Genomic DNA, 23022 nt, shown 5'->3' with positions numbered 1-23022 from the left:
ATGGATGCTGCGCGCGTACCGTTGCAGTCGACATGCAACGATTCGGCACCCTCTCGTTCGGACACTACGGCCCGCTGGGCGGCGGGCGGCAGCTCACCGCCGCCGACTCGATGCTGCAGGCGATCGACCTCGCCCAGGGCATGGACGATCTGGGTGTGAACGGCGCGTACTTCCGCGTCCACCACTTCGCACGGCAACAGGCGTCGCCGATGCCCCTGCTCGCGGCCATTGCGGCGCGCACCCGGAGCATCGAGGTCGGCACCGGCGTGATCGACATGCGGTACGAGAATCCGCTCTACCTCGCCGAGGAAGCCGCCGCCGTCGACCTGATCTCGGACGGCCGGCTCGCGCTCGGCGTCAGCCGCGGCTCACCCGAGACCGTCGTGCGCGGCTACGAGGCCTTCGGGTACACCGGATCGGACGATCCCCGCGGCGCCGACATCGCGCGGGAGCACTTCGATCTCTTCCTGCGCGCGATCGAGGGTGAAGGCCTCGCGGAGCGCGACGCCTCGTCGCCGTTCGGCGGGGGCACCGGGCTGCAGCGGATCGAGCCGCACTCCCCCGGGCTGCGCTCGCGCGTGTGGTGGGGCGCCGGCAACCGCGACTCCGCCGAGTGGGCGGGCCGCACGGGCGTGAACCTGATGTCGTCGACGCTGCTCACCTCCGCGGACGGACGGCCGTTCGACATCCTCCAGGCGGAGCAGATCGACGGCTTCCGCGCCGCGTGGCGGGACGCGGGCCATCAGGGCGAACCGCGGGTGTCGGTGAGTCGCTCGATCTTCCCGATCACCACCGCGGAGGAGCGCATGTACTTCGGCGGACGCCAGGACGGCGACCAGATCGGCGTCATCGACGGCATCCGCTCCACGTTCGGCAAGACCTATGCCGGCGAGCCGGACGAGCTCGTGGAGCAGCTCAAGGAGGACGCTGCCATCGCCGCGGCCGACACCCTCATGCTCACCATCCCGAGCCAGCTGGGTGTGGAGTTCAACCTGCGCATGATCGAGTCGTTCGCGAAGCACGTCGCCCCCGAGCTCGGCTGGCAGCCGGCCCGCGTCTGAGACCTCGCGGGGCCCGGATGCCGCTGCGTCAGGGATCTTGACCGGTCGGTCAGTCAGGAATACCGTGGAATCGACCCCCGATCGGGAGCCATCACCGTCTCCGAAGGAGGAGATTCCGATGAACAAGTGGACTCGTTGGGAGGACTGGGTCGCCGTGGTCGTGGGCCTCGTCGCCGCAGTGGCGGCGCTGTTCATACCGCCGATGGGCGCCTCCATGCCGTGGATGCTGATCGTCGGCGTCCTGCTGATCGTCGCCGGTGTCATCAACCTCGCGATGCCCGGCATGGTCGCGATGGAGTACGTGCAGCTCGCGCTCGGTGCGGTGCTGTTCGTCGCTCCGTGGCTGGGCGGTTTCGCCCGCATGGACTCCACGGCCGCCTGGATCTGCTGGATCGGCGGGGCGGTCGCGGTGATCGTCGCGGCACTCGCCATCCGACCGGCCATGCACATGCACGACCGTTCCCTCCCGCACTGAGGTGCCCTTCCCACTGACGTGCGCCGTCGAGACGGGGGCGCCGGTGACCGCCGGCTGCCCCCGCGCCTTTCCGGAGGACCCGAGATGACCCGAACCCGGGAGAGCCGGATCCTCATCCTGGACGCGGCCGAACGCCTCTTCGCCGAGCGCGGCTTCGACGCCACCCCGACGGGCGCGATCGCCGACCTGGCCGGCGTGCCCAAGGGACTGCTCTTCTACTACTTCCCCAGCAAGACCGATCTGCTGCGTGCGCTGATGGGCGAACGGCTCGACCTCGATCCCATCGACACTTCAGGGCTGATCGCCGAGGGCGATCCCGCGCAGTCGCTGCTCAACGTCACGGGGAGGCTCCGCGAACTGCAGAGCGAGTCGGCGGTGCGCCGCGTCATCGTGTGGCGCGAGCACCGGACGCACCCCGAGGTGCGCGCGAGGCTCCGCGACTACCGCAGCCAGCTGCAGGCGATCGTCGAGCGCGTGCTCGGCGCGAGCATCCTGCATCCGATCGCCGCACGGCGCGTGCGGATCGCGGCGGAAGCCTGGGTGGCGATCATCACGACCCCGACGCTCCCCGCCCACTCCGCAGACGAGCTCGCGCCGGCAGCGGCGGGCGACGAGCTCGCCGGTCCTGCCGATGCGGCTGACCTGCCCGCACTCGCCGATCTCATCTCAGCCGGCCTGCGCGAGCCTGCGGCCTGAGCTGCCGCCCCTCACGCCGCCGAAGACTCGCCGACGGCGGCAATCAGTCGAGCACCTCGATGCCGGTGATGCGCAGCTCCTCCACGTCCAGCCTGGTCTGGATCTGCGTCACCACGGCATCGTCCACGGCACCCTCGCGGCGCAGCCGGTACAGCACCTCGCGCTTGCGGTCCAGCAGAGCGATCCGCAGGCGCGAGTACTCCTCGTCTCGTTCGCGCGGCGACGGCAGCGGGGCGGGCGGATCGAGCACCGCAGTGGCGGTGGCGGCTGTCTCGGCCTCGCCCTCGGCCTCGGCATCCGTCGTCCCGATCATCTTGTCGAGATCGGCGATCCGACGGTCGACCTCGGCCTGCTCGCGGGCTTGCACGCGCTCGTTGTTGCGCTCGAGGTAGTCGTAGTAGTCGCGCGTGAGGCGGTCGCGGGTCTCCTCGCTGACACCGTGGTCGTGGGCGAGATCCTTCATCGCGGTGAGGGCCGCGCCGGTGATCGCGCGCTCGGCGAGTTCGAGCTCCCGCTGCATCGCCGTGTCGTCGGGCAGGCGCGCCCACCGCACGACAGCCGGCAGGATCGGTCCCTGCACGAGGAGGGTCAGCAGGATGATGCCCGCCGTGACGAAGATGATCTCGTCGCGTCCCGGCATCGGGTCGCCCGCGGTCGTCGTGAGCGGCACCGACAGCGCGATCGCGAGCGAGACCGCGCCGCGGAAGCCGGCCACCGCGCTGACGATCCGTGCACGATACGTGGTGCGTCGCAGTCGCTGAGACGGCCGGCGGTCCAGAATGCGGATGATCATGACCGACGTCGTCTGGAAGACGAACCGCGCGACGAGCAGCACCAGCCACGACGCCAGCGTGACGACGACCAGCCAGCCGATCTCGCGCCCGGGGATCTCGTGCGCGACGGCCTGCACCTCGAAGCCGATGAGCACGAACAGCGAGCCGTTGAGGAGGAAGGAGCCGAGCGGCCACGTCCACGCCGCCTGGCGCCGCGACGCGGCCGTGCTGATCCGGGGCGTGATGTACGCGACGATGAGTCCCGCCACGACCACCGCGAGCACACCGGAGGCGTGGACGAGCTCGGCGAGCAGGAACGCGGTGAACGGCACGAGCAGCAGGGCGATGTTGAGGTTGAGCGTGTTCCGGACCCGCCGCATGACGAGGTACGCGAGACCCGCGACGACGACACCCGCCGCGGCCCCGCCCACGTACGACAGCACCACCAGGCCCGTGACGTCGAGCGGGGTGTACTGGCCGCCGGCGGCGACACCGACGGCGACGCCGTAGATCACGAGCGCGGTCCCGTCGTTGGTGAGGCTCTCGGCCTTGAGGTTCATGAAGTTGCGTCGCGGCAGCATGCGCCCGAGCGCGGCCACTGCGGTCGCGTCGGTCGGGGCGACCGCGGCGCCGAGGATGAGCGCGGCGTTCCAGGGCAGCCCGAGGGCGTAGGCGACGCCGGCGACGGCGAAAGCGCTGGCGACGACGAGCGCCGTGCTCATGAGGAAGATGCCGCGGAAGTCCCGGCGGATGGACCGCAGCGAGGTCGTCATGCTCTCCCAGAACAGCAGCACAGGCAGGAAGAGCAGCAGCACGGTCTCGGGCGGCAGCGCGATCTCGCGCACCTCGGGGATGAAACCCAGAGCGAGGCCGGCGACGACGAGCAGCAGCGGTACGGCCACTCGCAGCTTCGGCGCGAGGATCGCACCGGTGAGCACGGTGATTCCGAGCAGGACAGTGACCTCGAGTCCGTTCATGCGGGGCTCCCTTCGGTGCAATCATCATCCAACCGCACCGCGGGCGGCGGGATTCCCGGATGTCGCGAGCGGCGCCGCCGACCGCTGCCGAGCGGCCGCGGGCATTCTGACCCTCCCCTGCCCGCGGGTGAGAGTGTCCGGACCGGACACTGCGGCACGTGCCCCTGAATGCGGGGTCGCCGTGGCTCGCGCTGGACGGGCTGACGAGCGCGCGCTGGCACACCCGCGCCGATGTGCGCGCCCCGCTTTCGGCGACGCCCTCGAACGCTCGTCCCAGCGACGCGCCGCCCCGCGAAGCGTCCGGCGTGCGATCGCCTTCATGGAGCAGCACGCGCACGAGGCGATCACCATCGACGATGTCGCCGTGGCGTCCGGCATCTCCCCGCGGGGGCTTCAGTACGCCTTCCGTCGCGCCCTCGACCAGACGCCCACGGAATATCTCCGACGCGAACGACTGGCCGGGGCGCACGCCGAACTGCAGCAGGCGACGCCCGTGAGCGTGTCGGAGGTCGCGCGACGGTGGGGCTTCGCAAGCGCCTCGCGGTTCGCCAAGCATTACCGCGACGCATACGGGAGGCCGCCGCGGCAGACGCTGCGCGGCGGGTGACGCCGGCGTTTCGTTTGCGGGCCGCGCTTTCGCAGGACGATCCACGGTGTGCCGGGGTCGTGCGAGCTGTCGCAGAGTCTCTTCGTGCGGGCATGCGGCTCGCCGAGGGAGGCACGTGGGCAAGTTCATCTACGAGGGCGGCATCCGCGCGGAGTTCGACGATCGCGCGCTCTCGCACCTGCAGGTCGCGATCGGCACGAAGCTGCGCCGGAACGAGCCCTTCTACTTCACGTGGCACGGCGACGTCAGCACCGGCGGCGGACGGACGACCGTCTGGGTGCACGCCGCGGCGAGCCTGGTGTTCACCTACTACGGCGGCCGCCCGGCGAAGATCAACCGGACCTGGCTCGAGGCGCTGATGCGCACCGCCAACTCGCCGGTGGGTCTGCAGGTCGTCCCGGAGCCGCCGGACGACGGCGGATCCGAGGTGCTCGGCTGAGCCGCACCGCGGACCCCTGTCAGTGGCACGAGCCGCACCGGTAGACTCCCGCCAGCCGAGGCGATGGAGGCGATGCTATGGACAGCAGGGACCTGGCCGACGTGATCGACGACCTCATGGCGAAGGCGCGCGAGGCATCCAGCGGCCGCGCGGCACGCACCATCCGCGGCGGCCATGAGAACGCCCTGCGGGAGACCGTCATCGCACTGCTCGCCGGCCATGAGCTCTCCGAGCACGACAGCCCGCACGAGGCGACGCTCCAGGTGCTCCGCGGCCGCGTGCGCCTGATCGCGGCGGACGATGCGTGGGAAGGCGAGTCCGGCGATCACCTCACCGTTCCCCCGCAGCGTCATAGTCTCGCCGCGCTCGAGGACTCGGTCGTGCTGCTGACCGTGTCGAACCGCGTGCCCTAGCGGCGGCCTCCGCGAGCCGACGCGCCGTCGGGCGTGCCCGTGAGCGGGTCAGGCGTCGAGCGCCAGCCCGGCGCCGTCAGTCGTCGAGCGTTGCCGCGAGGGCGGCGAGGGCCTCGCCGGTGAGGCGCTGCGTCGTCCACTCGCCCATCGGTTCGGCGCCGATCGAGCGGTAGAACCCGATCGCGGGTTCGTTCCAGTCGAGAACCGTCCATTCGAAGCGCGAGTACCCGCGGTCCACGCACACGCCCGCCAGCGACGCGAGCAGCGCCTTGCCGTAGCCGAACGCACGCTGCCGGTGATCGACGAAGAGGTCCTCGAGCCAGACGCCGTGCCGCCCGGTCCAGGTCGAGTACGTGACGAACCAGATCGCGATGCCGACGATCTCGCCGTCCCGCTCGACGACGTGGGCGAAGACGCGCGGCTCGTCGCCGAACAGCGCCGCCTCGAGGGCGTCGACAGTATTCTCGACCGCATCGGGCTCGCGTTCGTACACCGCGAGCCCTTGGATGCACGCGAGGATGCCGGCCTCGTCACCCCGCCGGGCCTCACGAAGGATCGCGCCACCGGCGAGCGTACGAGGAGTCACGTGATCGAGCGTACCGAGACCGCGATGATCTCCACGCCTCGTCCTGCTGTGCGAGTGCGACGCGCTTACCCGCGTACGCGGCATCCGCCCGTTCAGGGAAGCCCGGTCACCGATACGCCGAGCCACTCGGCGAGGTCGGCGATCTCGGCGCGCACGATGTCGGCCTCCTCAGGCTCGAACGGGAGGAACTCGTGGACGGCGGTCACCTTCAGCACCTCGCGTTCGCGGTCGACTTCGGCGTCGAGCATCCCGACGAAACGGTCGCCCATCAGGATCGGATGAGCGAAGAAGCCGTAGCGGCGCTGCGCCTTCGGCTTGAACTGCTCGAGCACGTAGGTGAACTCGAACAGGTCCTCGAGACGTCTGCGGTCGAACAGGATGCTGTCGTACGGGTTGAGGAATGCGACGCGGCCGCCGGAGTCCTCGTCCTCGAGCGCGGCGAGCGCCTCGGGATCGACGCGGTACGTGACGGAGCTGCCCTCGACCACCGCCGGCTCACCGCTGTCCTTCGCGACACCGGTCCAGAACCAGTGCGGCTTCGCGATGCCCGCGGATTGCAGGCGCCGCGCGGCCAGCAGCGTAGCGGCCTCCTCGTCGTCGTACTCCGGCAGGTCCTGCGGGTAGACGCGCTCGGCGAGATCCCAGCGGCGATGACGCCCCTCGCGCCCGGTGACGGCCACCTCGCCCTGGCGCAACAGGAAGTCGAGCATGTGGGGCACCTGATTCGTGCCCGACCAGCCGTCGGGCGCGCGGCTGACCTGCGCGGTGTCGGGGATGTCGCTCGCGAGCAGAGGACCTTCCGCGCCCAGTCGCGCGAGCACGTCGGCCCGGAAACCCGCATTCGCCGCCAGCCACTGCTTGCTGCTCTCGCGTTGCGGCCAGCGGCGCATTCCAGGCAGCATCAGCGGCAGCAGGCTCATCGGCCGGAAGGCGCCGTCGAACTCGAACAGCAGGCGGTCGTCCTCGACCGCCTTGCGCAGCTGACCCGGCTCGTACGACCAGCCGATGCGCGACCACAGCACCGTGTGCTCGCAGGGCGCGATCGTCGCCGTGGGATCGATCTTGATGTAGCCGAGCTGTTCGGCGACCTCTACGACGTCACCGGGACGGTCCGCGTCGAGCAGCTGCGCGCGCACGACGATGCGACGAGCCTGGTCCCGCGTGAGCTGATGCGCCGTCACGCGGTCTCCGCGGGGAGCACGCGATATCGCACGTGCGTGACGAGCGACGCCCGCCGCCCCGAGATCTGCTCGAGGCGCAGGGGCCCGACCCCCTCGAACAGCCGGAGCCCTCCCCCGACGATGCTCGGCGAGATCTGCAGCGCCAGTTCGTCGATGAGCCCTGCCGCGAGGTAGGCGTTCGTGGTCGACGGACCGCCGGCGACGTGGACGTCTCGATCGCCGGCGGCGTCTCGTGCGCGCTCCAGCGCCGCGTGGATGCCGTCGGTGACGAAGTGGAAGGTCGTTCCCCCGGCCATCTCGATCGGGTCGTGCGGATAGTGCGTGAGCACGAAGACCGGGGCGTGGTACGGCGGGTTCGGGCCCCACCATCCCCGCCAGTCGCGGTCCCATTCCCCGCGTACAGGGCCGTACATGTTGCGCCCCATGATGAAGGCGCCGGCATCGACGATCGCGTCGATCTCGGCGCGGTTCTCGTCGGGCGTCTCGACCATCCACCGGTGCAGTGCGCTCTCGGGCACCTCGCCGAACGGCCGTTCCTCGGTCTGGTGGATGCCGGACCCGAACCCGTCGAGCGTGATCGACATCGTGGCGACGACGGCTGACATGCGGACCTCCAGGGTGTGCGGCACGTGCGGCCCCACGCTAGCCGCGGACGCCGACAGCCCGAAACCCCCGCGGCGACGGCGGTGCGCACGAGAGACCACCTCGTCGTTAGCACCCGCAACGCGGGGTCGCAATCCCCGGGCGACCTCGCCCGTTCGTTCGTATCGTGCCGAAGGCGGCCGCCATCCGCGGTGGCCCCGTGGCGCAGATGCGGAGGAGCGACGATGGTGCGATTCGGATACACGCTGATGGGCGAGCAGAGCGGCCCGCGAGAACTGGTGCGCTACGCGCAGACGGCGGAGGACGCCGGCTTCGACTTCGAGGTGTCCAGCGACCACTACTCGCCCTGGCTCGTGAGCCAGGGCCACTCTCCGTACGCCTGGACGGTGCTGGGAGCCGTGGCCCAGGCGACCTCGCGCGTCGAGCTGATGACGTACGTCACCTGCCCGACCATGCGCTATCACCCCGCCGTGGTGGCGCAGAAGGCTGCCACGCTGCAGATCCTCAGCGAGGGCCGGTTCATCCTCGGGCTCGGATCCGGCGAGAACCTGAACGAGCACGTCGTCGGGCAGGGCTGGCCGAACGTCGACGTCCGCCAGGATCGGCTGATCGAGGCCATCGAGATCATCCGAGAACTGCACTCGGGCGAGCTGCTGACGTACCAGGGCGAGCACTTCCGCGTCGACTCCGCGCGCATCTGGGACGTGCCCGACACGAGGGTCGAGATCGGCGTCGCCGTGTCGGGCGAGGAGTCGATCGGATCGTTCGCTCCGATGGCCGACCACATGATCGCCGTGGAGCCGAAGCCCGAGCTGGTGCAGCTCTGGGACGATGCGCGCCGCACGGATGCCGGACCCGGCACCGACGGCGGGTCCCGCAAGATCGGCCAGATCCCGATCTCGTGGGATCCTGACAAGGACACCGCCGTCCAACGCGCACACGAGCAGTTCCGGTGGTTCGGCGGCGGCTGGCCGGTCAACGCGGAGCTGCCGACGCCCGCCGGCTTCGAGGCCGCGAGCAGCTTCGTGCGGCTGGACGACATCGCGTCGTCCATCCCGTGCGGACCGGATCTCGACGAGCTCGCCGAGAGCGTGCGTCCCTACCTCGACGCCGGCTTCACCGACGTCGCGCTCGTGCAGATCGGCGACGAGCAGCAGGAACGGTTCCTCGCCGAAGCCGCCGAGCCGCTGCTCGAGCGGCTGCGCGCGTTCGCTTGACCCGATCCCCGGACAGGGCGCGGCTCGCACAATCACGCGGGCCGCGCTCGGCACAGGGTCACGCGGGCCGCGCCCGGCACAGGGTCACGCGGGCCGCGCCCGGCGCAGCACGATGGCCGCCGGCATCCGTCTCACGACGGCACGGAAGGGAGTCTTCGCCAAGCGGGCTGCCTCGGCGGCGGGCACGATGCGCGGCGCGGTGGCGGCCACGTCGTCGCCTCGCCACCGCAGGGTCGCACCGCCCGCCGCGACGACGTTGCGCGCCCAGTTCGTGTCGGCCCCCCACGGCAGGCCGATGAGGATCGCGTCGGGGTCGGCGGTCGGCACCACGGCGACGGGGGTCGCATAGGCGGTGCCGCTGCGGCGTCCGCGGTGGTGCACCACGGCCCACAGCGGGAACCATCGCTTGCCCGCCAGCGCGCGGGCGACCGGCTCGGTCACCCGTACCGCGAGTCGTGGCGGGCCGGGCCTGCGGGGCGGGTCGCTCATCGCTCCAGCATGCGCCGCGCGGTGGTCGGCTGCCAGCCCCGGGCGGCTACTGCTTCGTCGCGCGCTCGATCGACATGACGAGGATCACCCGGTCGGCCTTGTCGCGGGGCGGCGTGGTGCTCGGGTTGCCGTAACGGTTCTGCAACCGCACGTAGAAGGCGCCTTCGGGGTCGGGGACGACCTCGACGAGCCGGCCGGCGACCTCCAGGTAGTGGAACGGGTGATCCGGGTCGAGGATCGACAGCGACATCGACGGGTTGTGCTGCAGGTTGCGGTACTTCTGCCGGTAGTTCGTGTGGGTGAAGCGCACGCGCTCGCCGTCGAACTCGAACCACATCGGGTTCACCTGGACGGTGTCGTCGGGGCGGATCGTTCCCAGGTGCGCGTACACCGGGAGTTCGAGGAGATGGCGTCGGTCAGCGGGGAGGATGTCGTCGACGGAAGGCATTCGTCCAGTCTGCCGTGGCCGGCAGACGGGAGAGGCCGCTCGCCGACCTCCGGTGTCACGAACTACCCTCGGTGCATGGCGACGCAACCCGCACCCGGGTGGTACGACGACGGCTCGGGCAAGCAGCGCTGGTGGGACGGCACTCACTGGACCGAGCAGTACATCGACCTGCGCGCGCCCGACATCGAACTGCGGACGGATGCCGGACCCGCCGCCGCCGGCCCCGCACTGCCCGGCTGGTACGACGACCAGCGCGGACGCACGCGGTGGTGGGACGGGCGACGGTGGACCGCCGACGTGCGCTACAGCGGCCAGGAACAGGACTTCGCGGGCATCGTCATCGACGGGCGATGGATCCACTTCGGCGACCTCAGCCAGCCGGTCGCCGAGGTCGAGGCGTCCGTCGACTCCGGAGACGCGCTGCTGCGGCACCCGGCCTTCACGCGGGCGGCCGTCGAGCGACGCATGTTCGGCCCCACCGGGCCGATCACCCCGCGCAGCATCAACCGCGCGATCGGCCGGATGGCGCCGCACCTGGTGATCGCAGGTGCCCAGGTGTGGGTCGCGCCCTATGCCGCCGCCCAGGACCCCGATGCACGCCGCTTCGTCGGCTGGGTCAACACCAGCGCGCAGCACTACCGGTACCGCTGAGTCCCGCCGTCAGTCGGGCAGCACCAGCGGCAGCTCGCGGGTGTCGTCCCACGGCTCGCTCCAGCCGAGGCGATCGAACAACCCGTCGAGCACCATCCCGGTGAAGCCCCACACGAGGTGCTCCCCTGTCGTATGCCGCACGAGGAATCCAGGACCGCGCCACTCCTGCCCGTCGCGGCGGATCACCGTCACGCCACGGTTGGCGGGGTTCAGCAGGTCGGCGACGGGCGCCCGGAACACCGCTGCCGATTCGGCTTCGTCGACGACGCGGACCGGGGACGGATGCCGCCACCAGCCCAGCACCGGCGTCACGAGGTGCTGCGAGAACGCGAGGGAGATGTCGCCGAGCACGCCGAGCACCTCGACGCCTTCGGTGTCGAGCCCGGTCTCTTCGCGGGCTTCGCGCAGTGCCGCGCCGACCGGCCCATCGTCACCGGGGTCCAGGCGTCCGCCGGGGAAGGCGACCTGCCCGGGATGTGCGCGCAGCGTGGTCGCGCGGGCGAGGAGAAGGACGTCGAGGTCACGCGAGACGGCTCGCGCCTGAGCATCATGGTCGCTCGGCAGGGTGTCGAGTACGCCGAACAGCATCAGCACCGCCGCCGCACGCGGATCCGCCTGCGCAGGCAGGTCGATCAGCGGGGCGGCGCCCGGATCGGCGGCCAGCGCAGCAAGCTGCGCGCGTGCGCCGAGCGTCGTGTCGGGCAGCACCTCGCCGTCCTGCGGAGTCGTCGGCTGCGGCATCCGTTCAGGCTACGCCGATCCGCCGACGTCGCGGACCGGGAGCCGAGCGCCGGTTGACCGATGCTCGGCGATCCCGGTAACTTCGGCCCCGTGGCGCTTCGCGTCACCGGGTGCGCACTGCGCTCTCGTCCGGCTGCTGGGGAGCCGCATGATCACCGTCGACGGTCTGCGCGCGATGCGTGTGTTCGACGGCGTACCCGAGGAGGGCCTCGTCTACCTCGCCGGCGCCGTCGAGGACATCCGGCTCGTACCCGGCGAGTACTTCGCGCACGAGGGCGACGAGCGGTCGCTCTTCATCGTGGTCGAGGGACTCGCCGAGATCACCAAGGTCGTGAACGGCGACGAGCGCATCATCGGCACGCGCGCGCCCGGCCGGTTCTTCGGCGAGGTGCCGATGACGCTCAGCACGCCGTTCCCGGCCAGCGGCCGCGCCGCCGGACCGACACGCGTGATCAAGCTCGAGCCGGCCGTCTACTACACGCTCGCCGCGCTCGCGCCGTCGGTACCCGACCGGGTGGCCGGCCTCGCACGCCGCTACCTCGACTCCCTCCAGACGATGGCCGCGGAGCAGCGCGAGCCCGGCGTGCGACTGATCCACCACGGTCGCAGCGCACGGGCCCATCGCGTGAGCGGCTTCCTCACCCGCAACGAGGTCGACTTCGAGAGCGTGACAGCGGATGCCGCCGCTGACGCGGCCGACACCGTGCTCGAGCTGGCCGACGGCCGACGACTCGAGAACCCCACCATGCGAGAGGTCGCCGAAGCCGTGGGACTCGACGTGGTGCCGGGGGCGCGCGACTACGACGTCGTGATCCTCGGCGCAGGCCCCGCCGGTCTCACGGCCGCCGTGAACGCCGCGGCGGAAGGGCTCCGCACGCTCGTCGTCGAGACGTTCGCGCCGGGCGGGCAGGCCGGCACGTCGACGCGGATCGAGAACTACACCGGTTTCCCGTTCGGCATCTCCGGGGACGATCTGGCGAGCCGGGCGTTCAAGCAGGCCAAGCGCCTGGGCGCGGAGCTGGTGGTCACTCGCACCGTCGAGGCACTGGACCCGGCGACGCACGAGCTGACCCTCGACGGAGGCGATGTCGTGCGCGCCGAGGTGGTGATCCTCGCCACCGGGGTCGTGTGGCGCACGCTCCCCCTCGGCGACGTCGGCAGATTCCTCGGCAGCGGCGTCTATTACGGCGCCGCCCGCAGCGACTCCGCCGTCGCGCAGGGCGCCGACGTCTGCATCATCGGCGCCGGCAACTCCGCCGGTCAGGCCGCGCTGTTCTTCAGCCGCCACGCACGCTCGGTCACGCTGCTCGTGCGAGGCGAGTCGCTCGAGGCCGGAATGTCGAGGTACCTCATCGATCAGATCTCGGCCATCCCGGCGATCCGGGTGGAGACCCGCAGCGAGGTGGTCGCGCTCCACGGCGCCGACAGCCTGCAGGCCGCCGACATCGCCGACCGGCGCACCGGCGATGTACGCCGCCGCGACGTCGACGTGCTCTTCGTGATGATCGGAGCGGATGCCGAGACCGCCTGGCTGCCGCCGGATGTCGCGCTGGACGGGCGCGGCTTCGTGCTCACGGGCGCGGATGCCCTCGAGTCGGGCAGATGGGCCGAGACGCGGCGTCCGTTCGCCCTCGAAACGACCGCTCCGGGCGTCTTCGCGGTCGGCGACGTGCGCTCCGGCTCTGTGAAGCGGGTGGTCGCCGGCGTCGGCGAGGGCGGCATGGCCATCGCCTTCACCCACCAGTATCTGGCGCTGGGTCGCTAGGCGCGGCGCCGGCCGTCATCATCCCCGGCGCTGCGCCGGCCGGCGGCCGGGCGCACGATCGCGCGGCCGAGCATGACGACGAGCGTGCCCGCGATCACCCACGGCCCGAGCACGAGGAGGGGATCGAGCCACGCGTGCTTCAGGTCGGCGCGGCCGCGGCCGAAGCGCGACGAGATCGGCCGGTGCCCTCGCTCACCGAGGATGCCGCTCTGCGTGATCGGATCATCGGGCCGTCGCGTGAAGAGCGACTTCAGGTGGGCGGTCGTCGAGTCGATGCGGTCGCCGAGTATGAGAATCAGCCAGTGGGCGGTCTGGCCCTCGCTGTACCTCTCGTACGCGTAGCGGCGCACCCGGCCGGCGAGCCCGTGCAACGGCTGCGCCGTTCCGAACACCGGTGTGAGCCGCGAGTGCTCGACGGACTTCTCGCGCCCGCCGCGCCCGCCTTGATCCTCTGGCACCTCCCAGTGCGCACCCGTCTGGATGCCGGGCTGCTCACGCGGCACTGCCGGGCGGACGGCGGGGTCGGCGTCGGCTCCCCAACCGGGGATGCGGGCGCGCAGCTCATCGGGGTCGGGCGCGGGACCGGGCTTGTTCGCGGTGTACGGCATGTCGTGCTCCGATTCGAGTGTCAGGACGCCGGGACGATGACCGGCTTGATGATGTCGTCGAGCTTCGCCGAGAAGAGGTGGTACCCCTCGGCGATGTGATCGAGCGGGATGCGGTGCGTGATGAGGTCGCTGGGCCGGAGGTAGCCGGCCCGGATGTGCTCGAAGAGCCTGGGCCACTGGCGCTTGACGGGCGCCTGATTCATCCGCAGCGTCAGACCCTTGTTCATCGCGTCGCCGAACCGCACGGCGCTGAACATCGGTCCGTAGGCGCCCATGACCGACACGGTGCCGCCCTTGCGGACGGTGTCGATCGCCCAGTTCAGGGCCACCGGCGAACCGCCCTGCATCTTCAGCTTCGCCGAGGTCACGTGCTGGATGACATGACCGTCGGCCTCCGCGCCGACGGCGTCGATCGCGACATCCGCTCCCAGTCCGTCCGTCATGCGCTTCAGCTCGCGCACGATGTCGCCGACCTGGGCGAACGCCACCGTCTCGGCGTACGCGAAGTCACGCGCCTTCTGCAGGCGGTAGTCCAGATGATCGACGACGATCACGCGTCCTGCGCCCATGAGCCAGCACGAGCGCGCCGCGGCGAGCCCGACGGGGCCCGCCCCGAACACGACCGCGGTGTCGCCCTCGGCGATGTCGGCCAACTGGGCGCCGAAGTAGCCGGTCGAGAACGCGTCGGTGAGCAGCAGTGCATCTTCGTCGGCGATGTCGTCGGGGATCACCGAGGGTCCGACATCCGCGAACGGCACGCGCACCATCTCGGCCTGCCCGCCGTCGTAGCCGCCGGTCGAATGCGAGTAGCCGTAGATGCCGCCGATCGCCGTCGCGTTGGGGTTGACGTTGTGGCAGTTCGAGAACAGCCCCCGCGCACAGAAGTAGCAGGAGCCGCAGTAGATGTTGAAGGGCACCATCACCCGGTCGCCGACCCGGAGCCGCTCGACCGATCCGCCGACCTCCACCACGGTCCCGATGAACTCGTGGCCGAACGTGTGGCCGATGCGGGTGTCGGGCATCATGCCGTGGTACAGATGCAGATCCGATCCGCAGATCGCGGCCAGCTCGACGCGCACGATCGCATCATTGGGGTGTTCGATCTTCGGCTCGGGCTTGTTCTCGACGCGCAGCTTGTACGGTCCGCGGTACGTCATCGCCTTCATGCGCTCCTCCTGGGGTCTCTCACGACACCCTCTCGGCGCGGGCGGCGATCAGCGCAGGGGGTTGCGCTCGGCGCTCTGAAGTGTCAGAGGTGCGGTGCGCCGGTCACCGCCTCAGCCGCGGAAGTACGTCTCGGCGACGCGGGCGAGGTCCCACAGGTCGCTGACTCCGGCGAGCTCGCGCGCCGAGTGCATCGACAGGATCGGGATGCCGACGTCGACGGTGCGGATGCCGAGGCGTGTCGCGGTGATCGGCCCGATCGTCGAGCCGCACGGGACGGTGTTGTTCGAGACGAACTCCTGGCTGGTGACACCTGCCGCCGCACACCATCCGTTCCACGCCGCCGCGCCCGCGGCATCCGTGGCATAGCGCTGGTTGGCGTTGATCTTGAGGATCGGGCCCGATCCGAGCACGGGCTGCACGACGGGATCGTGCTTGTCCACGTAGTTCGGGTGCACCGAGTGTCCGACGTCGCTCGACACGCACCACGATGCCGCCAGCGCGCGCAGCTGCTGCTCGCGGTCCGCGCCGAGAGACAGCCACAGCCGCTCGAGCACATCGGCGAGGAAGGGGCCGGCGGCACCCGAACGCGTGCCGGATCCGACCTCCTCGTGGTCGAAGACCGCGAGCATCGCGATGTGATCGGCATCGTGGCCCTCGGCCGCCCGCTCCAGGGCGACGACCCCCGCGTGCACCGACGCGAGGTCGTCGAGGCGCCCGGAGGCGAAGAAGACGTCGTCGCGTCCGAACGCGGCGCCCGCGGCGGAGTCGGCCGTGACGATGTCGTACCCGCGGATGCGCGCGGCGTCGACGCCCGCCTCGCGTGCAAGCTCGCCGAGGATGTCGGCGGAGTCGGCGGGGCCGAGCCCCCAGACCGGCTGCGTCTGCGACTGCTTGTCGAGGGCGAGGTGGTCGTTGACCTCGCGGTCGAGGTGGATCGCGAGCTGCGGCAGACGCAGGAGCGCGCCGGTCGACGCCAGCGCGCTCGTGCCGTCGTCGAGCACGAGGCGCCCGGCAAGACGGAGCTCTCGATCGAGCCACGAGTTCAGCAGCGGTCCGCCGTAGATCTCGACGCCGGCCTGCAGCCAGCCGAGCTTTCCGGTCGTCGGCTTCGGCTTGAGCTTGAATCCCGGCGAATCGCTGTGGGCGCCGAAGATGCGCACCCCGGTGGCGGCGGTCGCGGACGGCGGCACGACCCACGCGATCGCCGCGCCGTCACGCACCACGACGAACTTTCCGCCCGCGGGAGACGGCCAGCCGGCCGACTCGTCGAGCCGCACGAACCCCGCGCCCTCCAGGCGGTTGGCGACCTCCGCAGCGGCGTGGAAGCTCGACGGCGACGCGGCGACGAAGGCGGCGAGATCGCCGGCGTGAGCCAGCGACGCCGTGGCGGCAGGGGCGGGGGTTGAGGGCACGGGCGAGCCTCCTCGATTGCGGTGCAGGGGTCCTCCGATCGTAGTTCGCGGGGCTCGCCCGGGCGGCCGGCGGCGCAGGATGCAGCCTCTTGATCTGGCCTTTTCGAGCAATCCGCTCACATGTAACGTTCAGGTAACGCACTGGAACCATCCAGAAACGCCGGGGAGACTCGGGGACTTGTGCCCGCCCGAACGAGCACGAGGCGCCGCCCGATGGCGCATTTCGCTGATACGGAACCCGGTCTTTCATGCGCAACCACACGTCTCTCCTGCCCGCCCGCCGCACTGTCCGCCGCGCCGAACGCCGCCTTCGCCGCCGCCCGGTACTGCTGTCCGCGACGCTCGCGATCGGCGTGCTGGCCACCGCGGGATTCACCACGGCGACCCCCGCGTCGCAGGCCGAGGCATCCGGAGCACTCACCGGTTTCGCACTGGCGTCGTACTCGACGTCACCCTCCGTCGCCGCCGAGGAGGTGCCGTCGGCATCCGCCGCCGACGAGGCCGTCGCCGCCGCGAACGCCGCCGTGACCGCGGCGACCGCGGTCGCCTCCGACATCGCCGCGTCGGGACTCGACGTCGGCACCCCCGTCACGACGGTCGACACTTCGGGTCTGGAGACCGCTGTCGAGCAGCTGCAGCGCGCACAGGCACTGCCGGCGATGTACTCGACCGACTTCACGGAGGCGGTGACCACGCTGGCCGCATCGGTCAGCGAGCAGGCGCAGGGACTGCGCGGCCGGCTCGACGCCGCCGTCGCCCTCAAGGCGAAGCAGGAGGCCGAGGAGAAGGCGCGCAAGGAGGCGGAGGCGGCAGCCGCCGCCCAGGCCGCCGCCGAAGCCGAAGCGGCCGCCGCCAAGAAGGCGTCCTCGACGCCGTCGGCACCGCGCCCCGTGTACGCGACCGGCGGTGCCGTGGGCGGCACCAGCCCGGCCGACGCGCAGGCCACGGCCCGCTCGATGCTCGGCGGCTACGGCTGGGGCGACGACCAGTTCGGCTGCCTCGTGTCGCTGTGGCAGAAGGAGTCGGGCTGGAACTACCAGGCGTACAACCGCAGCAGCGGCGCCTACGGAATCCCGCAGGCTCTCCCGGGCAGCAAGATGGGCAGCGCGGGCGCCGACTGGCAGACGAACCCCGCGACGCAGATCGCGTGGGGCCTGGGCTACATCTCAGGTCGCTACGGCAGCCCGTGCGGCGCCTGGAGCCACTCCCAGTCGACCGGCTGGTACTGACTCACCGCAGGAAGTCGGACGGGTCGAACTGCTCGATCGGGATGACACGCACGCGCGGCAGCGGCGCGTCGAACGCCTCCGCGTCGTACTCGATGTCGAAGAACTCGACGCCGGGGATGCCGGTGAACTCCGTGCTGCGGAACTCGTGAAACGCGATGACGCCCACTCGGCGCCCGTCGGTGGCGAGGCGTGCAAGGTCCTCGGCGAAGTCGCGGTCGTGGCTGACGAGCGCGACGTCATCGTCACGGTCGACGAGCGCGCGCAGGGTGCGCTGGATCGCGATGTCGACGATCTTCTCGTCAGCGGGTCCTGAGAGCGGAACCGGCTGGTAGCCGAGCGCGAGAAGCGCCTGCACGAACGGCATCGGCAGGTGACTGCTCGCGTTCAGGAAGAAGAGCCCCTTCGCGGGCCGCCCCCACCGGTCGGAGACGAACGCCAGCAGGCGGTCCCACCGCGGGCGCTCCTCGGGCAGGGGGCGCCTGCCGAGGATCGATCCGCCGAGGGTGGCGTCGATGTTCTCGCCGTCCACCAGCACCCAGCTGCTGCGCTCCATGCTGCTCTCCTCGGTCGACCCGCTCCGAACGTAGCAGGCAGCGAACAGGCGTCCGTCGCGATCAGGCGCTGCGGAGGATCTTCGCCATGGCCTTCCCGCGCGCCAGTTCGTCGACGAGCTTGTCGAGGTAGCGGATCTTCTGCATCAGCGGATCCTCGATCTGCTCGACCCGCATCCCGCAGACCACACCGGTGATGAGCGAGGCGTTCGGGTTGAGGTCGGCCTCGGCGAAGAACTCCTCGAAGGTCGTGTGCTCATCGATGTGCTGCTTCAGCTGAGCGTCGTCGAAGCCGGTCAGCCACTCGATGACCTCGTCGAGCTCCTCGTTCGTGCGGCCCTTGCGCTCGACCTTCGTCACGTAGAGCGGGTAGACCGAGGCGAAGCTCGTCGTGAAGATCCGGTGCATGTCGCCAGGGTAATCGGGATGGGATGCTGCGGCACCGGCGTCGACGACCCCTCGACGCAGCGACGGTCCCGGTGGGTAGCCCTCCCACCGGGACCGTCAGCACGTTCACGGGAGTCTGCACGGCGACCCGAACGCCGATACTCGACCGATTCGCACGGCACTGCTTTGTATTGCTCTGCAAGCCTAGGCATGCGCAGCGATCGGGGTGTGCCCATTGACACGGCGGCCACCGACCTGTTAACCGACGGCGCCGGTCCGCCTCCCGTCCACGCGGCGCCCCCGCGCCCGATTCAGGCGGCCGGAGTCAAGTCCCTTCTGCCCCGCTGCCGGAGCAGGTGGAATCGGAGCATGCCGGACACGCCACGGATCTCGGTGGTCATCCCCGTGAAGGACGACGACACCGAGCTCGCGCGGTGCCTGCGCGCCCTCGCACAGCAGTCACGGCCGGCCGACGAGGTCATCGTCGTCGACAACGGGTCGACGGATGCCTCCGCCGACGTCGCGCGCGCATTCGGTGCCCGCCTGGTCCGGTGCGAGACCCCCGGCATCCCCGCGGCGAGCGCGGCAGGGTACGACGCCTCGACCGGCGACATCATCCTGCGGCTCGACGCGGACTGCGTCCCGGATGCGTCGTGGATCCGGGCCATGGCGGACGCGTTCGCCTCCCGGCCCGATGTCTCGGCGTTCACCGGGGGCGCCCGCTTCATCGACGGTCCGCGCGCGTTGCGCGTGCCGCTCGCGACGCTCTACCTCGGCGCCTACGCCGCCGTGATGATCCCCACGCTCGGGCACCTCCCGCTGTTCGGCTCCAATCTGGGTATGCGTCGCCAGGCGTGGCTCGGCATCCGCTCGCGCGTGCATCTCGATGCCGCCCTGCACGACGACATGGACCTCTCCTTCCACCTCGGCGAACGCGGGCGCATCCGCCACCTCCGGGCCGCCCGCATGGGGATGTCGATGCGGCCGTTCGCGCCCGGCCGCGCGTTCGGGCGCCGCGCAGCCCGCGGCCTGCGCACGGTGCTCGTGCACTTTCCCCGCGACTTCCCGCCGGTGCGCTGGACGCGGCACGCACTGCGCCGGCTCGGTGCGTCGCGTCCGCCGCGGCGGCACGCGCGCCCGCAGCCCGGGCACATCATGACGCTGCCGCCGCGGCTGAGGCCGCGGGAAGGCGGCTACGACACGCGGCCGTCGCCGGGGCGCGAGACCCGCAGCCAGCGGTAGCCGTACGCGGGGACCTCCAGCTCCACCCCTCCCCGCTCATCGAGAGGGATGCGCTCGGCGTCCAGCAGATCGACGAGGCGGGTGCCGTCGGGCTCGTCCTTCAACGAGAAGCTCGTCGTGGCCGGCACGTCGGCGAAGTTGTGGATCGCGACCATGCGGCCGACATCCGCCCGGAGTGAGTGCACCAGGAGGTGGTCCACGGGCTGTTCGAGGACCTCAAACGTGCCCCACCCGAGCTCCGGCGAGATGCGGTACCGCGAGATGAGATCGCGGAAGAAGTGCAGCAGCGACTCGCGGTCCTCGATCTGGTCCGCCGCGTTGACGTGCTGCGGCGCGTAGCCGTCGCCCGGCGGCTGCGCGATGAGCCGGGACGGCGGGGCCTGTGAGAACCCGCCGTTCTTCTCCGCCGTCCACTGCATCGGCGTGCGGACGGCGCTGCGTCCGGGGATGTCGATGTTCTCCCCCATCCCGATCTCCTCGCCGTAGAACAGCACCGGCGTGCCCGGAAGCGTGAACAGGAGGCTGTAGGCCATGCGGATGCGCCGCGGATCCCCGAGCATCGGGGGCAGCCGGCGCGTGATGCCGCGGCCGAAGACACGCTGCCGCTCGTCGGGGGCGAACGCCTCGAAGACCTCCTCCCGCTCCGCGTCTGTCAGCTTGTCGAGGGTCAGCTCGTCGTGATTGCGCAGGAAGTTCGCCCACTGCACGTCGTCGGGAAGGACCGGTCGAGAGGTCAGCGCCGCGATGAGCGGAGCGGGTTCCTGCCGTGCGAGCGACAGGTAGAACGACTGCATGCCGACGAAGTCGAACTGCATCGACAGCTCGCTCACGTCGCCGCCGCCGAAGTAGGCGACCTGCTGGTCGTACGGCAGGTTCACCTCCCCGAGCAGGATGGCCTCGCTCGAGCGGCGCTGGAGGAAGCGCCGGAAGTCGCGCAGGAGCTCGTGCGGATCCGGGATCTCCGCGCCCGGCGGCATCTCCAGGAGGAAGGGCACTGCGTCCACCCGGAACCCCGACACGCCCAGCTGCAGCCAGAACCCGATCACGCGGGCGAGTTCGTCTCGCACGGCCGGATTGGCGATGTTCAGGTCGGGCTGATGCTCGTAGAAGCTGTGCTGGTACCACTGACCCGACGCCTCGTCCTTCGACCAGACGCCGTCCGCCTCGCCCGGGAAGACCGGATTCTTCTGGCCCTTCGGCGGAGCCTCGTCGCGCCAGATGTAGTACTCCCGGTACGGGGAGTTGACGCTGCGCTTCGCCTTCTGGAACCACGGATGCCGATCCGAGGTGTGGTTGACGACCAGGTCGACGATGACCCGCATACCCCGGTCGTGGGCCGTGCGGATCATCTCCACGAGCTCTCCGTGATTGCCGAGCCGCGGATCCACACCGTAGAAGTCGGTGATGTCGTACCCGTCGTCGCGATCGGGCGTCGGATAGAACGGCATGAGCCACAGGCACGTAACGCCGAGCTGGGCGAGGTAGTCGATGCGCTGCGCGAGCCCCTGCATGTCGCCGACGCCGTCGCCGTCGGAATCCAGGTAGGTCTCGACGTCGAGGCAGTAGATGATCGCGCTCTTCCACCAGAGGTCGCTGGTATCGGTGATCTTCATCGGGCCTCCCGCCGAAGAGTGGGCCGATCGGTCGGAAGGAGCTGCGCGCGGGACGGGGACAAGCCTTCGTACACCATCCCGCGATTCTGCCGGGCGATCCGCGTCTCGGGCAGGCCCTTGAGATCCGCTGCCGTGTTGGATACAGGTGCGCGGGAATCGCGCACGGATAGAGTCGTCACCCGTGTCCACCGTCGCCGAATCCGCTGATCGCTACCGCATCGAGCCGACCGTGCTGCAGGCGCTGCGCCGTCCCCGGCTGCTCACGCGCGAGGTCCTCGCTGGACTGGTCGTGGCTCTCGCGCTCATCCCCGAGGCGATCGCGTTCTCGGTCGTCGCCGGCGTCGATCCTCGCGTGGGCCTCTTCTCGTCGTTCGTGCTCTCGGTGGTCATCGCGTTCACGGGCGGCGGCCCCGCGATGATCACGGCAGCCGCGGGCGCGGTCGCGCTCGTCATCGCCCCCGTCTCGCGCGAGTACGGGGCCGACTACCTCATCGTCACCATCGCCCTCGCGGGCGTCATCCAGGTCGTGCTCGCCGCGCTCGGTGTCGCCCGGCTCATGCGGTTCATCCCGCGCAGCGTCATGGTCGGGTTCGTGAACGCCCTGGCGATCCTGATCTTCCTTTCGCAGGTGCCTCAGCTCGTCGACGTCCCCTGGGCGGTGTACGTGCTGGTGGCTGCGGGACTCGGCATCCTCTTCGTGTGGCCGCGGATCACACGCGCCGTCCCGGCGCCGCTCATCGCGATCGTGCTGCTGACCGCCGCGGTCGTCGTGTTCGGACTCTCGGCGGTGCCGAACGTCGCGGACCAGGGAGAGCTGCCGCGCAGCCTTCCCGGGCTGCTCATCCCGAACGTCCCGCTGACAGGGGAGACCCTGCAGATCGTCGCGCCCTACGCCTTCGCCGCCGCCCTGGTCGGCCTTCTCGAGTCGCTCATGACGGCGAAACTCGTCGACGACATCACCGACACGCGCTCGCGCAAGACACGGGAGGCCTGGGGCCTCGGCGTCGCCAACCTCGCCTCGGCCTTCTTCGGAGGCACCGGCGGCTGCGCGATGATCGGCCAGACGATGATCAACGTCAAGACCTCGGGCGGCCGTACGCGCATCTCGACGTTCCTGGCCGGCGTGTGGGTGCTGATCCTGGTCGTGGCGCTCGGCGACATCGTCGGGCTGATCCCGATGGCGGCGCTCGTCGCAGTGATGATCCTGGTGTCGGTCTCGACCTTCGACTGGCACAGCATCCGCCCGTCGACGCTGAGACGGATGCCGCTGAGCGAGACGCTCGTGATGCTCGTGACCGTCGTGGCGACGGTCTGGACCCACAACCTCGCGATCGGCGTCGTGCTCGGGGTGCTCGCCGCCATGGTGCTGTTCGCCCGGCGGGTCGCCCATTTCACCACCGTGAGCCGCACGGTCGACGGCGACACCGCGCGGTACCGCGTGGACGGCGAGCTCTTCTTCGCCTCGAGCAACGATCTGACCACGCAGTTCGAATACGCCGCCGATCCCGCCCACGTCGTGATCGACCTGTCCCGCACACGTGTCTGGGACGCTTCGACGGTCGCCGCCCTCGACGCCATCGTCACCAAGTACGAGCAGCGCGGCACCACCGTCGAGCTCGAGGGCATGAGCGACGCCTCGGCGTCGTTCCACGGCCGGCTCAGCGGCGGTCTCGGGTCGCCCTGAGTGCCTG

At 70.7% G+C, this 23022-nt stretch carries 25 protein-coding genes; 12 read left to right on the top strand and 13 right to left on the bottom strand.

Annotated features, from left to right (window positions below; genetic code table 11):
• The first annotated feature begins 32 nt into the window (after positions 1-32).
• From Q9R08_RS17275 to Q9R08_RS17265, 3 genes are all read left to right on the top strand, one after another.
• Positions 33-1061, top strand: a complete 1029-nt coding sequence (locus Q9R08_RS17275; protein ID WP_308869383.1) for an LLM class flavin-dependent oxidoreductase — start codon at positions 33-35, stop codon at positions 1059-1061.
• Between the two features lie 118 nt (positions 1062-1179).
• Positions 1180-1536 carry an SPW repeat domain-containing protein gene (locus Q9R08_RS17270; protein ID WP_308869382.1) on the top strand — a complete coding sequence of 119 codons (357 nt, stop codon included), beginning with the start codon at positions 1180-1182 and terminating at the stop codon, positions 1534-1536.
• Positions 1537-1620: 84 nt separating this feature from the next.
• A complete protein-coding gene (locus tag Q9R08_RS17265) occupies positions 1621-2232 on the top strand; it encodes a TetR/AcrR family transcriptional regulator (protein ID WP_308869381.1) in 612 nt (203 codons plus the stop codon).
• A 43-nt stretch (positions 2233-2275) separates the two neighbouring features.
• Here the strand turns inward: Q9R08_RS17265 and Q9R08_RS17260 are convergent, their stop codons facing one another.
• Positions 2276-3982 carry a Na+/H+ antiporter gene (locus tag Q9R08_RS17260; protein ID WP_308869380.1) on the bottom strand — a complete coding sequence of 569 codons (1707 nt, stop codon included), beginning with the start codon at positions 3980-3982 and terminating at the stop codon, positions 2276-2278.
• A gap of 319 nt (positions 3983-4301) precedes the next feature.
• On the opposite strand from Q9R08_RS17260, the gene Q9R08_RS17255 reads away from it, so the two are divergent.
• The 3 genes from Q9R08_RS17255 to Q9R08_RS17245 all read left to right on the top strand — a co-directional run bounded on the left by Q9R08_RS17255 (position 4302) and on the right by Q9R08_RS17245 (position 5441).
• On the top strand, positions 4302-4589 hold the full coding sequence (locus Q9R08_RS17255; protein WP_308869378.1) for a helix-turn-helix transcriptional regulator: 288 nt from the start codon (positions 4302-4304) through the stop codon (positions 4587-4589).
• Between the two features lie 115 nt (positions 4590-4704).
• Positions 4705-5028, top strand: coding sequence for a DUF7882 family protein (locus Q9R08_RS17250; protein ID WP_308869377.1), 324 nt, complete (start codon positions 4705-4707; stop codon positions 5026-5028).
• A gap of 77 nt (positions 5029-5105) precedes the next feature.
• The gene (locus Q9R08_RS17245; RefSeq protein WP_308869376.1) at positions 5106-5441 is read left to right on the top strand and encodes a cupin domain-containing protein; all 336 of its coding nucleotides are present in this window, start codon (positions 5106-5108) and stop codon (positions 5439-5441) included.
• A gap of 76 nt (positions 5442-5517) precedes the next feature.
• Here the strand turns inward: Q9R08_RS17245 and Q9R08_RS17240 are convergent, their stop codons facing one another.
• The 3 genes from Q9R08_RS17240 to Q9R08_RS17230 all read right to left on the bottom strand — a co-directional run bounded on the left by Q9R08_RS17240 (position 5518) and on the right by Q9R08_RS17230 (position 7813).
• Complete coding sequence (locus Q9R08_RS17240) at positions 5518-6027, bottom strand: GNAT family N-acetyltransferase (protein ID WP_418001368.1); 510 nt, start codon at positions 6025-6027, stop codon at positions 5518-5520.
• Positions 6028-6119: 92 nt separating this feature from the next.
• Positions 6120-7208 (bottom strand): DNA glycosylase AlkZ-like family protein, encoded by a 1089-nt coding sequence (locus Q9R08_RS17235; RefSeq protein ID WP_308869375.1) that lies wholly within the window; start codon positions 7206-7208, stop codon positions 6120-6122.
• Complete coding sequence (locus tag Q9R08_RS17230; RefSeq protein WP_418001371.1) at positions 7205-7813, bottom strand: dihydrofolate reductase family protein; 609 nt, start codon at positions 7811-7813, stop codon at positions 7205-7207. The genes Q9R08_RS17235 and Q9R08_RS17230 overlap by 4 nt, the downstream gene beginning before the upstream one ends.
• A 222-nt stretch (positions 7814-8035) precedes the next feature.
• Between Q9R08_RS17230 and Q9R08_RS17225 the strand changes: the two genes are divergently transcribed.
• A complete protein-coding gene (locus Q9R08_RS17225; protein WP_308869373.1) occupies positions 8036-9028 on the top strand; it encodes an LLM class F420-dependent oxidoreductase in 993 nt (330 codons plus the stop codon).
• Between the two features lie 84 nt (positions 9029-9112).
• On the opposite strand, the gene Q9R08_RS17220 is transcribed toward Q9R08_RS17225, so the two are convergent.
• Positions 9113-9517: a nitroreductase family deazaflavin-dependent oxidoreductase gene (locus tag Q9R08_RS17220; RefSeq protein WP_308869372.1), complete on the bottom strand. Its 405-nt coding sequence runs from the start codon at positions 9515-9517 to the stop codon at positions 9113-9115.
• Between the two features lie 46 nt (positions 9518-9563).
• Positions 9564-9965 carry a PPOX class F420-dependent oxidoreductase gene (locus tag Q9R08_RS17215; RefSeq protein WP_308869371.1) on the bottom strand — a complete coding sequence of 134 codons (402 nt, stop codon included), beginning with the start codon at positions 9963-9965 and terminating at the stop codon, positions 9564-9566.
• A gap of 75 nt (positions 9966-10040) precedes the next feature.
• Between Q9R08_RS17215 and Q9R08_RS17210 the strand changes: the two genes are divergently transcribed.
• Positions 10041-10616 carry a DUF2510 domain-containing protein gene (locus Q9R08_RS17210; RefSeq protein ID WP_308869370.1) on the top strand — a complete coding sequence of 192 codons (576 nt, stop codon included), beginning with the start codon at positions 10041-10043 and terminating at the stop codon, positions 10614-10616.
• Between the two features lie 9 nt (positions 10617-10625).
• Here the strand turns inward: Q9R08_RS17210 and Q9R08_RS17205 are convergent, their stop codons facing one another.
• Positions 10626-11357: an NUDIX hydrolase gene (locus Q9R08_RS17205; RefSeq protein WP_308869369.1), complete on the bottom strand. Its 732-nt coding sequence runs from the start codon at positions 11355-11357 to the stop codon at positions 10626-10628.
• Positions 11358-11505: 148 nt separating this feature from the next.
• On the opposite strand from Q9R08_RS17205, the gene Q9R08_RS17200 reads away from it, so the two are divergent.
• Positions 11506-13122: an FAD-dependent oxidoreductase gene (locus tag Q9R08_RS17200; protein WP_308869368.1), complete on the top strand. Its 1617-nt coding sequence runs from the start codon at positions 11506-11508 to the stop codon at positions 13120-13122.
• Here the strand turns inward: Q9R08_RS17200 and Q9R08_RS17195 are convergent.
• From Q9R08_RS17195 to Q9R08_RS17185, 3 genes are all read right to left on the bottom strand, one after another.
• Positions 13119-13730 (bottom strand): hypothetical protein, encoded by a 612-nt coding sequence (locus Q9R08_RS17195; RefSeq protein ID WP_308869367.1) that lies wholly within the window; start codon positions 13728-13730, stop codon positions 13119-13121. The two genes, Q9R08_RS17200 and Q9R08_RS17195, sit on opposite strands and share 4 nt — an antisense overlap.
• A 20-nt stretch (positions 13731-13750) precedes the next feature.
• The gene (locus Q9R08_RS17190; RefSeq protein ID WP_308869366.1) at positions 13751-14896 is read right to left on the bottom strand and encodes a zinc-dependent alcohol dehydrogenase; all 1146 of its coding nucleotides are present in this window, start codon (positions 14894-14896) and stop codon (positions 13751-13753) included.
• A gap of 111 nt (positions 14897-15007) precedes the next feature.
• Entirely contained in the window at positions 15008-16309 is a 1302-nt protein-coding gene (locus Q9R08_RS17185; protein ID WP_308869365.1) for a M18 family aminopeptidase, read from the bottom strand.
• Between the two features lie 248 nt (positions 16310-16557).
• Between Q9R08_RS17185 and Q9R08_RS17180 the strand changes: the two genes are divergently transcribed.
• Complete coding sequence (locus tag Q9R08_RS17180; RefSeq protein WP_308869364.1) at positions 16558-17538, top strand: aggregation-promoting factor C-terminal-like domain-containing protein; 981 nt, start codon at positions 16558-16560, stop codon at positions 17536-17538.
• Between the two features lies 1 nt (position 17539).
• Here the strand turns inward: Q9R08_RS17180 and Q9R08_RS17175 are convergent, their stop codons facing one another.
• Both Q9R08_RS17175 and Q9R08_RS17170 read right to left on the bottom strand, forming a co-directional pair.
• Positions 17540-18091: an NYN domain-containing protein gene (locus tag Q9R08_RS17175; protein WP_308869363.1), complete on the bottom strand. Its 552-nt coding sequence runs from the start codon at positions 18089-18091 to the stop codon at positions 17540-17542.
• Positions 18092-18152: 61 nt separating this feature from the next.
• On the bottom strand, positions 18153-18497 hold the full coding sequence (locus Q9R08_RS17170) for a DUF2200 domain-containing protein (protein ID WP_308869362.1): 345 nt from the start codon (positions 18495-18497) through the stop codon (positions 18153-18155).
• Positions 18498-18845: 348 nt separating this feature from the next.
• On the opposite strand from Q9R08_RS17170, the gene Q9R08_RS17165 reads away from it, so the two are divergent.
• Positions 18846-19718, top strand: a complete 873-nt coding sequence (locus tag Q9R08_RS17165) for a glycosyltransferase family A protein (RefSeq protein ID WP_308869361.1) — start codon at positions 18846-18848, stop codon at positions 19716-19718.
• Here Q9R08_RS17165 and Q9R08_RS17160 read toward each other — a convergent pair.
• Positions 19670-21331, bottom strand: a complete 1662-nt coding sequence (locus Q9R08_RS17160; protein WP_308869360.1) for an alpha-amylase family protein — start codon at positions 21329-21331, stop codon at positions 19670-19672. The two genes, Q9R08_RS17165 and Q9R08_RS17160, sit on opposite strands and share 49 nt — an antisense overlap.
• 181 nt (positions 21332-21512) lie before the next feature.
• Between Q9R08_RS17160 and Q9R08_RS17155 the strand changes: the two genes are divergently transcribed.
• Complete coding sequence (locus Q9R08_RS17155; protein ID WP_308869359.1) at positions 21513-23015, top strand: SulP family inorganic anion transporter; 1503 nt, start codon at positions 21513-21515, stop codon at positions 23013-23015.
• The last annotated feature ends 7 nt before the right edge of the window (positions 23016-23022 follow it).

It is taken from the genome of Microbacterium psychrotolerans (genome assembly GCF_031085295.1).
Classification (GTDB): Bacteria; Actinomycetota; Actinomycetes; order Actinomycetales; family Microbacteriaceae; genus Microbacterium; species Microbacterium psychrotolerans.
This window is presented reverse-complemented; position numbering and strand designations above follow the sequence as displayed.